The 11,835-nt window shown below is 68.1% G+C and carries 11 protein-coding genes; 6 read left to right on the top strand and 5 right to left on the bottom strand.

The window, feature by feature from the left end:
• The first annotated feature begins 317 nt into the window (after positions 1-317).
• The 6 genes from E1287_RS38690 to E1287_RS38665 all read left to right on the top strand — a co-directional run bounded on the left by E1287_RS38690 (position 318) and on the right by E1287_RS38665 (position 8,477).
• On the top strand, positions 318-1,301 hold the full coding sequence (locus tag E1287_RS38690; RefSeq protein WP_131970339.1) for a PrgI family mobile element protein: 984 nt from the start codon (positions 318-320) through the stop codon (positions 1,299-1,301).
• Positions 1,298-3,145 (top strand): conjugal transfer protein TraC, encoded by a 1,848-nt coding sequence (locus E1287_RS38685; protein ID WP_207934719.1) that lies wholly within the window; start codon positions 1,298-1,300, stop codon positions 3,143-3,145. Before E1287_RS38690 ends, E1287_RS38685 begins: the two co-directional genes overlap by 4 nt.
• A 140-nt stretch (positions 3,146-3,285) precedes the next feature.
• Positions 3,286-5,766, top strand: coding sequence for a type IV secretory system conjugative DNA transfer family protein (locus tag E1287_RS38680; RefSeq protein WP_207934718.1), 2,481 nt, complete (start codon positions 3,286-3,288; stop codon positions 5,764-5,766).
• 14 nt (positions 5,767-5,780) lie between these two features.
• Positions 5,781-6,686: a replication-relaxation family protein gene (locus E1287_RS38675; RefSeq protein ID WP_131970337.1), complete on the top strand. Its 906-nt coding sequence runs from the start codon at positions 5,781-5,783 to the stop codon at positions 6,684-6,686.
• 40 nt (positions 6,687-6,726) lie between these two features.
• A complete protein-coding gene (locus E1287_RS38670) occupies positions 6,727-7,344 on the top strand; it encodes a hypothetical protein (protein ID WP_131970335.1) in 618 nt (205 codons plus the stop codon).
• A gap of 92 nt (positions 7,345-7,436) precedes the next feature.
• Positions 7,437-8,477 carry an NlpC/P60 family protein gene (locus tag E1287_RS38665; RefSeq protein ID WP_165969408.1) on the top strand — a complete coding sequence of 347 codons (1,041 nt, stop codon included), beginning with the start codon at positions 7,437-7,439 and terminating at the stop codon, positions 8,475-8,477.
• 147 nt (positions 8,478-8,624) lie between these two features.
• On the opposite strand, the gene E1287_RS38660 is transcribed toward E1287_RS38665, so the two are convergent.
• From E1287_RS38660 to E1287_RS38640, 5 genes are all read right to left on the bottom strand, one after another.
• Positions 8,625-8,966: a hypothetical protein gene (locus tag E1287_RS38660; protein WP_131970331.1), complete on the bottom strand. Its 342-nt coding sequence runs from the start codon at positions 8,964-8,966 to the stop codon at positions 8,625-8,627.
• 337 nt (positions 8,967-9,303) lie between these two features.
• Positions 9,304-10,248 carry an HNH endonuclease signature motif containing protein gene (locus E1287_RS38655; RefSeq protein ID WP_131970329.1) on the bottom strand — a complete coding sequence of 315 codons (945 nt, stop codon included), beginning with the start codon at positions 10,246-10,248 and terminating at the stop codon, positions 9,304-9,306.
• Positions 10,249-10,517: 269 nt separating this feature from the next.
• Positions 10,518-11,018 (bottom strand): hypothetical protein, encoded by a 501-nt coding sequence (locus E1287_RS38650; protein ID WP_131970327.1) that lies wholly within the window; start codon positions 11,016-11,018, stop codon positions 10,518-10,520.
• Positions 11,019-11,026: 8 nt separating this feature from the next.
• A complete protein-coding gene (locus E1287_RS38645) occupies positions 11,027-11,275 on the bottom strand; it encodes a hypothetical protein (RefSeq protein WP_131970325.1) in 249 nt (82 codons plus the stop codon).
• Positions 11,276-11,345: 70 nt separating this feature from the next.
• Positions 11,346-11,835, bottom strand: a 490-nt coding sequence (locus tag E1287_RS38640) for a hypothetical protein (protein ID WP_207934717.1), incomplete at its 5' end; no start/stop codon positions are given.

Here is an 11,835-nt window from a genome sequence, read left to right as displayed (position 1 = left end):
CTCCGGCCCCTCCCCACCGCCGCCGCAACCGCAGCCACCACCTCAGCCAGAGGCCCAACCGCGGTGGGCGCGGCCGGAGCAGCGGTGGATGCCGCCGGATCCGGACTGGCACGAGCGGGTCCATCGGGGACGTCCCGATCCCGACAGTGTGTCCGGGCAGCAGCGGTGGGGGCGCCCCGACACCACCTGGACCCCGCCGTCCGCCGGGGATTGGCGTGCTGCGCCGCCACGGTCACATCGTCCGCCACCGCCACCGCCGTACCGGCCCGATCCCGACCGCCCGTGGCGGCGGCCCACCTAACGGGAGGTGAGCAGGCATGTCTGACGACTACGGTGTCCGGATCCCCGCTGACGTGGAACAGGAAGACCGCATTCTCGCTGGTCTGACCGCTCGCCAGGTCGCGATTCTGGTGGCTGCCGCGCTGGTGGCGTGGGTTGTCTACATCGCCACCGATGACGTGGTTCCGCTGCCCATCTTCGCCGCGTGCGCGTTCCCGTTCGGTGTGACGGTGACGGTGCTGGCGCTCGGACGCCGCGACGGTCTTCCTTTGGACCGGCTGATGCTGGCCGCGGTCCGCCAGGCCCGCGCGCCCCGCAAGCTGGTGCTGGCTCCCGACGGTGTGGCCGCCCCACCCCAATGGCTCGACGCCGACGCATCGGGGCCGCTCCCCGCGCCGTTGCAGCTGCCCGCACGAGCGGTCTCCGCCGAGGGCGTGATCGATCTGGGTGCGGACGGCGCCGCGGTCGTGTGCGCCGCGTCGACGGTGAGCTTCGCGCTGCGCACTCCGCAGGAGCGGGCCGCCCTGGTGGGGAGCTTCGGCCGGTGGCTGAACTCGCTGTCGGGACCGGCGCAGATCCTGGTGCGCGCCGAAGACGTCGATATCACGCCGTTGATTTCTGGGTTGCGTGCGCATGCCTCGGCGCTGCCGCATCCGGACCTGGAAGTCGCCGCGGCCGAGCACGCCGATTTCCTGGCCAGCCTGGGTCAGCGGCGGGATCTGCTGCGCCGCCGGGTGCTGATCGTGCTGCGCGAACCGCGCCACCGCGCGGGTGGCGGACTGGGGAGCCGGCAGCGGCCCTCGCACGGCGACTCCGGCACTGCACAGCGGGTGCTGCGCCGCGCGGGCGAAGCGACCCGGGCGCTGGCCGCCGCCGGGATCACGGTCCGAGTCCTGACCGGCGGCGAGGCCGCAGCCGCACTGTCCGCCTGCTGCAACCCCTGGCGCAAAACCCCGGCCTCAGCTGCCACCGGCCGGGCCGCCCCCGACGAAGTGATCACATCCGACGGAGGACCCTCGTGAGCATTCTCAATTCCGCTCGACGCCAGCGGCCGCGAGCTCACCGCGCGAACCAGCACCAGGCGGGCACGCTCGGCCCGGACGCCGTCGAGGTGCGCGCCCGCACCGTGGGGCTGGCCGAAGGGGTGTGCGCCTCGTTCGCCATCACCGGTTACCCCGCCGAAGTCGGCCCCGGCTGGTTGGAGCCGCTGCTGACCTACCCGGGTCGGCTGGAGGTGGCCGTGCACATCGAGCCGACCCCGCCGACGGTGGCGGCCGACCGGCTGCGCCGCCAGCTGGCCCGGCTGGAGTCCACCGCCCGTTCCGACGCCGAACACGGCCGGCTGGAGGACTTCCAGGCCACCGCGGCGGCCGACGACGCCCGCGACCTGGCGGCGGCGCTGGCGCGCGGCCAGACCCGCCTGTTCCGGGTCGGGCTGTACCTCACCGTCCACGCCCCCGATGAGGACGCCTTGGAGGCTGAGTGCTCCCAGGTGCGGGCCCTGGCGTCGTCGCTGCTGCTAGACGCTGCGCCGGCCACCTTCCGCACCCTGCAGGGCTTCACCACCACCCTGCCGCTGGGGGTCGACAGCCTGAACATGCGCCGCACCTTCGACACCCAGGCCCTGGCCGCGGCGTTCCCGTTCACCAGCCCCGACATGGACGTGCCGATCACCGACACGACCGTGCTGTACGGGATCAACACCAATTCCTCCTCACTGGTGCTGTGGGACCGGTGGGCGCAGGACAACCACAACTCGGTCATCCTGGCCCGCAGCGGCGCCGGTAAGTCCTACCTCACCAAACTCGACGTGCTGCGATCGCTGTACGGCGGAGTCGAGGTCGCCGTGATCGACCCCGAAGACGAGTACGCCCGCCTTTGCCGGGCGGTGGGCGGCTCCTACATTTCTCTCGGCAGTTCCGGGGTCAAGCTCAACCCCTTCGACCTGCCCACCGGCGTCCAGCCAGGCACCGACGCGTTCACCCGCCGCGCGCTGTTCCTGCACACCCTGATCGGGGTGCTGCTGGACGAGCCGTTGGACCCCTCCAGCAAAGCGGCGCTGGACCGCGCCATCGTCGAGGTCTACGCCAGCAAGGGCATCACCACCGACCCGCGGACCTGGTCCCGGCCCGCGCCGCTGCTCGCCGACCTGGCCGCCACCCTGGGCAACGACACCGAAGACCCCAAAGCGGCCGAGGTCGCCGCCCGTCTCGCCCCCTACGTGACTGGCACCCACCGGCATCTGTTCGACGCCGCGACCACCACCCATCCCGAAGGGCACCTGGTCGTCTTCTCCCTGCGCGACCTGCCCGACGAGCTGCGCGCCGCCGGCACCCTGCTGGCGTTGGACGCGGTGTGGCGGCGGGTGTCCAACCCGCGCGACCGGCGGCGCCGCCTGGTGGTGGTCGACGAGGCGTGGCTGCTGATGCGCGAGCCCGACGGTGCCCGCTTTCTGTTCCGGCTGGCGAAAAGCGCCCGCAAATACTGGTGCGCGCTGGCCGTGGTCACCCAGGACACTGCCGACCTGCTCGGTTCCGACCTCGGTCAGGCCGTGGTGGCCAACTCCGCCACCCAAATCTTGTTGCGCCAAGCACCCCAGGCCATCGACGCCGTCGGGGACGCCTTCAACCTCTCGGCCGGTGAGCGGCAGTTTCTGGTCGGCTGCCCACGCGGTGAGGGACTCATGGTGGCCGGGTCACAGAGGGTGTCATTTCAGGCCATCGCGTCCCCGGCAGAGCACCAAGTCGCCACGAGCAGCCCCGCAGAGCTGGCCGAAATCACCGAAGTAGCCCGCGACTCGCAACAGAAACGTGCCACCAACGCCGCCATCACTACCGATGTCGATGACTTGGAGGTCGATCCATGATGACCCCGTTCATCGGGCTCATCACATCCCGGCTGGCCCGTGTCACCCCAACGCCTTCACCGTCGGGTCCGCCGGTCGGGCCGTTCCTGCGCGACCCGGACGGGTTTATCCACAGCCTCGTCCACAAGGTGGAGGGGTGGTTGACCGTTTACGGTCCGCCGCTGGCCGCCGTGTTCGTGTGCGGCCTGATCGGCTATTTGGGGTTGCGGCATCTGTGGTGGTGGCGGCGTCACAACCGGCTCGCCGCGGACGCTCGGCTGATCACGGTGCTGGCCCCGCCGGAGGCCGACCCCCCGGCCACGCATGCGTTGTGGTCGAATCTGGTCGGGCTGCTCCGACCGGCCTACAAGCGCCTGTTGACCGGTCAACCCCATCTGGCGTTCGAGTACTGCTGGACGGCGTCCTCGGTTCAGATCCGCATCTGGGTGCCCGGCCAGGTGCCGCCGGGGTTGATCGAGCGGGCGGTCGAGGCGGCCTGGCCCGCCGCGCAAGCCCACACCACCTCTCCGCCCGAACCGCCCCTTCCACCCGGCGTGGTGGCGGTGGGCGGGCGGCTGCGCCTGGCTCGCCCGGACTGGCTCCCCTTGCGCGCCGACCACCCGGCCGACCCGCTCCGCGCGCTGATGGGCGCCGCGTCCGGGCTAGCGCCCGGCCAGCACGCCACCGTGCAGATCTGCGCCCGCCCGGCCACCGGCCGCCGCCTGGCCAAAGCCCACCGTGCGGCGGCCACGCTCCGCGGCAGCACCACCTCGCAGCGGCCCTGGGGCCCGCTGTTCGATCTGCTCACTCCGGGCCGGGTCGGGCGGCCGACGTCGACCAGCGCGTACGTGGCGCACCCGGAACGGGCCGCCGAAGTCAAAGCGATCTTGGACAAGGCCCGCGAACCGCAATGGGAGACGGTGATCTGGTACGGCCTGGCCACCGACCCCACCGGCGGAGCCGACTCCGAGGCCGACAGCCACTCCGACAGCGCTCCCGACGCGGCACGCACCGCACAACCTGACCAGACACGTGATCGAGCAGTTCATCCAGCACGGTCATCACGGCGGGCTCAGCGTCGGCGGGTGCGGGGGCTGCGGCGTGCGCTACGGGGCCGCGCGCATGCGATCGCCTCCGCCTTCGCCCTGTACGCCGGGCACAACTACCTGCGCCGCGCCCGGGTACGGCGGCCCACCCTGCTGCTGACGCGCCGGTGGATGCGACGCGGGGACCTGCTGTCGGTCACCGAGTTGGCCGCCCTGGCGCACCTGCCCTGGGACGAGGCCGTGCCGGGCCTGATCCGGGCAGGCGCCAAGGCCGTGCCCGCACCGCCGCTCATCTGCGCCCCCGGCCCACAGGCCAAGCCGCTGGGCGTCACCGACGCCGGCACCCGCCGACGCGTCGCCGTGGGCGTGGCCGACGGCCGTCATCACCTGCACATGCTCGGCGCCACCGGGTCCGGCAAATCCACCCTGATGGCGCAGATGATCCTCGCCGACGCCGAGGCCGGACGCGGCGTGGTCGTCATCGACCCCAAAGGCGATCTCATCGTCGATCTACTGGCCCGCCTCCCCGAAGAGTCCGCCTCGAAGGTGGCGTTGTTCGACCCCGACGAACGGCACGGGCACCCGACGCTGAACGTGCTCCAGGGCCCGGACGCGCATCTGGCGACCGACAACCTCGTCGGCATCTTCTCCCGGATCTACCGGGACTTCTGGGGACCGCGCACCGATGACATCCTGCGCTCGGCCTGCCTGACCCTGTGGCGGCACCCGGACGCCACTCTGGCCGACATCCCGCGGCTGCTGGCCGACTCCGGCTACCGTGCCCGGTTCACCACCCGGCTCCGAGACCCGATCCTGGCCGACTTCTGGTCCTGGTACGACGGCCTTTCCCCGGAGGCCCGCGCGCACGCCACCGGCCCGGTTCTGAACAAGCTGCGGGCCTTCCTACTGCGGGACTTCATCCGCTCCACCATCGGCGCCTCCGCCTCTAGCGTCGACCTGGCCCAGGTGCTGGACGGCGGGATGTTGCTGGTCCGCGCCCCCAAGGGAGTGCTGGGCGCGGACGCCTCTTCGGTGTTCGGCTCGCTGGTGCTGGCCAAGGTGTGGGAGACGGTCTCGGCCCGCGCGCGGCACGGGCAGACCGCCCGCGCGGACGCCGCGCTGTATGTCGACGAAGCGCACAATTTCCTGACCTTGCCGCATGGGCTGTCGGACCTGCTGGCCGAAGCCCGCGCCTACCGGCTGTCGGTCACCCTCGCCCACCAGGACCTGGCCCAGCTGCCCCGCGAACTGCGCGAAGCCATCTCCGCCAACGCCCGCAACAAGATCTACTTCGCCGTCTCCCCAGAAGACGCCCGCAACCTGGAACGCCACGTCGCCCCGAACCTCTCCGAGCACGACCTGGCCCACCTGGGCGGTTTTCAGGCCGCGGCCCGCCTCATCGTGGACGCCGCCGAAGCACCCGCGTTCACCCTGCGCACCCAACCACTCCCACACCCCATCCCGGGGCGAGCCCGCCTCATCCGCCGGATCTCCCGCGAGACCTTCGCCCACCGCGCCAGCGGCGAGACACGGTCGCTTCCGGTCGACGACCCCCGCATCGATTCCCACCCAGCCCACAAGACCCTCGACCTTTGAGAGGAGTTCACCTCATGGCCCGCAACGTCCCCGCCCTGCCGAACCAGCCCGACCGCAACCCCGTGCCCCCGCGCCCGCGCAGCGACGAGGCCGTGCTGGCGTCGCTGGCCTCCCGGCTCACAGCCCGGGACCGATGGCTGATCCGCCTGCTGTGGGAGCACCACGTGTTCACCACACCGCAGCTCGCCGACCTTGCCTACCCCACTCAAGACCGGGCACGCCACGGCATGCTGCGGCTCGCCCGCCTCGGCGTGGTCGAAAGCCTGCGCATCCTGCTCCCGCCCGGCCAGGGCTCAGCGCCACTGCACCACTTCATCGGCCCGGCCGGAGCCCGCGTCCTCGCGGCCGAGCTGGGCATCCCGTTCGCCGAACTCGGCTACCGCCGCGACCGGGTCCTGGCCTGGGCCTACTCACCCCAGCTCAACCACCTCGTCGGGGTCAACGGTCTATTCGCCGCCCTGCACGCCGTCGCCCGCCGCGACACCGCAGCCCGCCTGGACCAATGGTGGTCCGAGCAGCGCTGCGCCCAGACCTGGCGCGGCTACATCCACCCCGACGGCTACGGCCGCTGGTACGAAGGCCCCACCCGCGTCGACTTCTTCGTCGAGTACGACACCGGCACCGAAACCCTGACCACCGTCGCACGCAAGCTACGCGGCTACGCCGAACTCGCCGCCGCCGACGGCGTCACCACCCCCGTGCTGATCTGGACTCCGAGTTCCAGCCGCGAGGCCAACCTGAACCAGCGCCTCGCCGGTGCACCCGTCCCGGTGGCCACCGCCGGACCACACGCCATCAATGTCCCCGGCCAAGGACCCGCCGGGCCTATCTGGCGAGTCACCGGTCACCATCCCGGCACTCCCCGGCAGCGGCTCATCACCCTGGCCCGCTTCAACCACGCGCCACAGGACAGAAGGTGACACCCACCAACCACCGCACCGCAGAACGGGCACACACACCATGAATGTCAAACGTGTCCTGATCGGCGTGGTCATCGCTGGGCTCGTGCTCGTGGGCATCTCCCTGAACTCGTCCCGCCGGTCCAGCGAACCCGGCGGCCTCACCACTCGCTCTCCCGCCAGCGCCTCCCTGAGCCCATCGGGCACCCCCTCGGCTTCAGCGGCAACGAACGCACTTCGGCTGCTGCCGTTCACGCGGGAACAGCTCAGCGACGCCGTCCAGCTGGCCACCCGATTCACCGCGGCCTACGCCAGCTACCGGTTCGATGAGGACCCCCAGACCTACCTGGACCGGCTGAACCCGATGATGAGCACCCAACTCCAGCCGGTGATCGCACGAGCCGCCACCCACCCCGGCACCCTCGACCGGCGACGCCGCGACCACGAGGTCACCGTCGCCCACGCCCGTCCCGAGGCGATCCGCGCCTTGGGCCCCACATCGATCACGGTCCTGCTCACCACCACCGCCAAGATCACCAACCGGCACAGCGACCGGCAGGACACCACCCGGTACGCCGTCACCGTCACCGACCACGACGGCACCTGGCAGGTGTATGCGATCGAACTCGCCTCCACCGGCAACACCGGGCAGTCCGTGACCAACGGAGATCCACCGTGACCGGCCGCCTACGCCCTCCCATCGCAACCGCGCAGACGCGGGTGAAAATGCTGTGGGGTAGCGACAGCGATCATGGAGCAGTCCAAGCACCCGTGGCGATAGCGCTCGCGGCCGGAGTGGTGGTGTTGATCCCGTTGCTCTTCGGCGCGGGACTGGTCGGCCTCGACGACAGCTCTAGCGGGACGTGCGGAGCCCAAGCGGCCACTCAACCGGGCGTCAGCGCCGACGCCGAGAGCGCCATCCCCGCGAGCTTCCTGCGCCTGTATCAACACGCCGGCCAGCAGTACGGCGTGCCCTGGAACGTGCTGGCCGCGATCGGCAAACGTGAGTCTGACCATGGCCGCGACACCAAACCCGGCTCAGGTGTCCAGACCGACGCCAACTCCGCCGGCGCGGCCGGGCCCATGCAGATCGGGATCGGCGGTCGAGCCACCAACAACTGGGGCGGCGAGCCCCGCCACCCGGCCTCCCACAAGACCGGAGGGGTCGGCGTCGACGGAGACGGGGACGGCTGGGTCGACGTGCACGACCCCGCTGATGCCATCCCCGGCGCAGCCCGCTACCTGCTCGACCACGGAGCCCCCGCAAACCTCTACCAAGCCATCTACGCCTATAACCCCGACCCCGGCTACGTCCGCGCAGTCCTATCCCTAGCTGCCAGCTACGCCAAAGGCGACTTCCACACCGCCGCCGATACCGGCATCACGATCGGTGAATGTCCGGGTGACGTAGCCGCCTACACCTCCATGCCCGGCGGTGTGACCGCCAAGGTCATCGCCTACGCCAAGGCACAACTCGGAAAGCCCTACATCTGGGGAGCCGAAGGACCCGACTCCTTCGACTGCTCCGGCCTAACGATGATGGCCTACCGCGCCGCCGGTATCTCCATCCCCCGCACCTCACAGACTCAGTACCGGCACGGTAAACGCATTCAGCCCGGCACCGAACAACCCGGCGACCTGGTCTTCTTCCATCCCGGTGATTCCGGGCCTGAGCACGTCGGTATCGTTTACCAACCGAACAACGGCACCATGATCGCCGCTCCGCACGCCGGAGCAAAAGTCCGCTACCAAAGCTACAAGAACTATCCAGGTGGCCCTCTTGGCTTCACCCGACCGCCTTACGTGGGCTGAGGATAGGCCCCGCCTGTCTACCGGAGGCCATGGAGCGGCACATTCGAAGGAGCAGCGCCGGCAGCCGTGTGCACCTGTCCACCGAACAAGTAGCCGAGGACGCTACCGCTCGACTACTGGGATAAGTTCAGGGCTCTGGGGTACTCTTTAAGGGTGCCACGGCTCAAGTGATACCGTCCCGTTCTCAACAGATTCCCAGAACATCGCCTGGAAGTGCTCCCGCGCCTCCTTGAGAGTCTCACCTCCTTTGTATCCATTCCCTTCACGCACGTCAACGGCAGCCTGATAGCTCCAGTCCGTAAGACCGTGTGCCATCTCAGCAAGAGAGCGATTCGCGATGAGACCGAACTCGGCAACGAGTGAGCGAAGACGAGGCAGTCGTTTTTCGATTTCATTCTCATAATCGGGCTCGGTCGCGTGGCGGTCGTAGGCAATGCCCTCGCAGAGAAGTTCGATCTCAGTAGCCACGGTCACGATGTCAGTGGCCACTCGAAGCCGCTCCTGATTCCACTGTCTTTGGTCTTCTGCCCTCCGGCGTTCCCTCTCAGCTCTCCGCTGGATGAGTTGAGTAAAGATCGCCGCAGACAGAGTCCCGGCCACACCTATAGTTGCAGTGATCATTGCCAAGATGGATGCCGACATAGCGAATCACGCTAGCAGTCAGCACTGGCAACGGTGAGCGTCTAGAGCGAGGCTATCCGAACCATGCTCGCCTTGGTCATGGAGCTGAAACCTGACGCCGCCTCTGGCCTACTTCCAGCCCGAGCATGTCACCGATGACGCCACCGCGGGACTATGAGGTAAGTATCCACCGAAAGAGCCTCCACTATTGCCCTTTTGTATTCATGACATAAATCACCGCTATCAAGAGCACAACCCCCCAGCCAGCCCAGCCGAACAACATGGCTTGCCAGTATCGATCCGAATGGCGGACCACAAAGTTCGGGAGCTGAGACGCGGTGAGACCACCCGTCGCGGCCTCAACCTCACCTGCCGAGTCACTTATGGAGTCCGCTGCGCTACCCAATGCCGATATCCGCTGATCGAGCTGCTGTATCAGCCCTTTCAGAAGGTAAGCAAGGTCTGGCAGCCCTTCGAGCGACCTAGCCGCCTGAGCCAACTGGGGAGCCGTATCCTGCAACGCCAAGGACCGGGCAGCAGCGGCCAGTTGAGGAGCATAATCCGGAAGTCCCAGTTGCCTGGCAGCCATGGCCAACTGAGGGGCGTGGTCTGGAAGCCCCAATTGCCGGGCGGCTACACTGAGCGCCCCTACCGAGTCCGGGTCCAGTGGTGGGACGCCTTCGATGATGTTGCGGAGCAACTCAGCCAACTCGGGGAACATCTGGGCCACCTTGACCATTTCTTCGCGCAGGTCAGCCATCGCGTCGTCGAGCAACTCCTCCATGGAGTCCCTGTCGAGATCTCGAAGTCCCGCCAAACTTCCACGCGGCTTGCTCTCCCTGTCGGCTTTCCACTGCTTGAGCAGCACCGCCGGATATCGCTTCTCGTCGCCGTCGACAACTTTGTGACAGATGCCACACAGCAAGACCAAATTTGCGAAAGAATTCCGGTCCCTTTTGCTCATGGTGGGGATCTCGCGTGGGCCGTTCTTCTCAAAGGCGTGAATATGGGCGACCTCAACGTTCTTTTTGGGCGCACCGTTGTCGAACCTGATCGTGGGTTCACCGCATCCTGGGCGGTAGCAGCCACCACCTGAAAGCAGGTGGAGAGCTTCCTCGGTACCTGCTGAGTAGTAGCGCCGCTCGCTCATCCGCGCTCCCTGGGTCGCCTGGCGATTGGGGGTGGCACGAATCTAACGGCTGCCACTGACAACCATCTGATTGATCAGTAAGTCACGTCGGGGCCGCGTGTCACGGGAGCAGGCGCGTGGACTGGCCTTCGTCGACATCGCCGCCACCCTCACTACCCCCACCACCTCACCAAATGAGACGGCGTCTGAGCTGGCCACGGAGACTCACCTGGGTTAGTCGGGGAAGCACGAGCTCCCACCGTCAGCGGATTCACTGGGCGCTAGGTGGGTCAGCCGCTGGCAGAATCTCCATCGCTGGCCATGAGGAAGCGCAACAGGCGGAATCCCGGCATCTGTTCTTTGGGCCAGACCTCGACAGTGAAGATCTCCGGCTCATCGAAGATCGGCTCACCGTTCGGGCGGCGAGCGTAGGGAACCCGGCCGTAGTCCACACCGTCATTGACGTCGAAGCTCAACCAGGTGATCGCTTCCTGTTCTCCCGGGCGAAGCGGGTGATTGGAGACCGCGCGGGCGGCGACCTGTCCGGGAGTCACCACCCAGACTTGGGGGACGGCGAAGACGAACCGAGTGGCGTCGATACGCTGGCCGTGCCCGCCAGCTCTATCCTCAAAAGCATGGGCGGTCTGATCGTCGCGCAGGTAGTCGTAGTCGCTGAGCACGAGCCGCCGTTGTCCTTCCAGCACCACGATCGCCGGGCAATCACGGGACCGGATGGCGCGCTCCAGCCGCTCAGCGACGTCCCGCAGCAGACCAAAGGTCGTCTCGTTCACCCGGCTGGTCACTCCTCGGACGGCTCATCACGAATCTTGGCCAAGTCGCGAGTCTTGAAGGCGTGGTAGCTGTCCATGACCTGCACCGAGGCGCGGTCTCCCAGGTGGGACAGATAGAGCAGTGAGCGGGTGAGATTCGTACGTTGACGTTGCGCCGCCCGGGTCGGCGCTTCGTCGATCTCGGTGCCGTCCAGTTCTCGCAGGCCGGCAAGCAGTTCCTCCACCGTCGCCACCGCGTCGTGTAGGTCGATCTTCATGCGCCCCACCTCCATGCTTCACGGTGAAGTCTCTCGCATCCACACCAGGAGCGGGACGCAGCGCCGGAGGCTACCGTCGCTGGGCAGTGACGGCGGTGATGAAGGCCGACATCTGTTGACTCAGCAGGTTGCCCGCACCGGCCGCTTCGCGCAGGATGGCCAGGGCCGCGTCAATGCCCACGGCATCCGGATTACCCAGGTGGCGCATCTCCTCGGCAGCCGAGGCGACGATCAAAGGTGCCGGCGCATCGATGCGCAGCAAATAGCGGTAGTAGCCGCCGTCTCCGTCATCGACATACTCGAAATCCAGTTCCGCACGCTCCGGTCGGTTCAGAACCCCGGCTTCTTGGGCGCTGCGGATCAATAGGAAGGCAGTATCCTCCTCACCGACGTTACGGGGTTGCCACGCCATTCCGATTGGCGGAAGGTCCGTCCCTATCGGATCATGCCCATCGTCCATCTCGCATGACATTACGGCTCGCAGTAGCCACTCCCAGGCCAGTTCTTCCTTTACCTCAAATGCTCCCCCAACCGCCTCGTCGCGCATGGCAAGTTCGCTC

It is taken from the genome of Actinomadura sp. KC06, from assembly GCF_004348735.1.
Lineage (GTDB): Bacteria > Actinomycetota > Actinomycetes > Streptosporangiales > Streptosporangiaceae > Spirillospora.
Note: the sequence above shows the minus strand (reverse complement) of the source record. Positions and strands in the feature narration are given on the sequence as shown.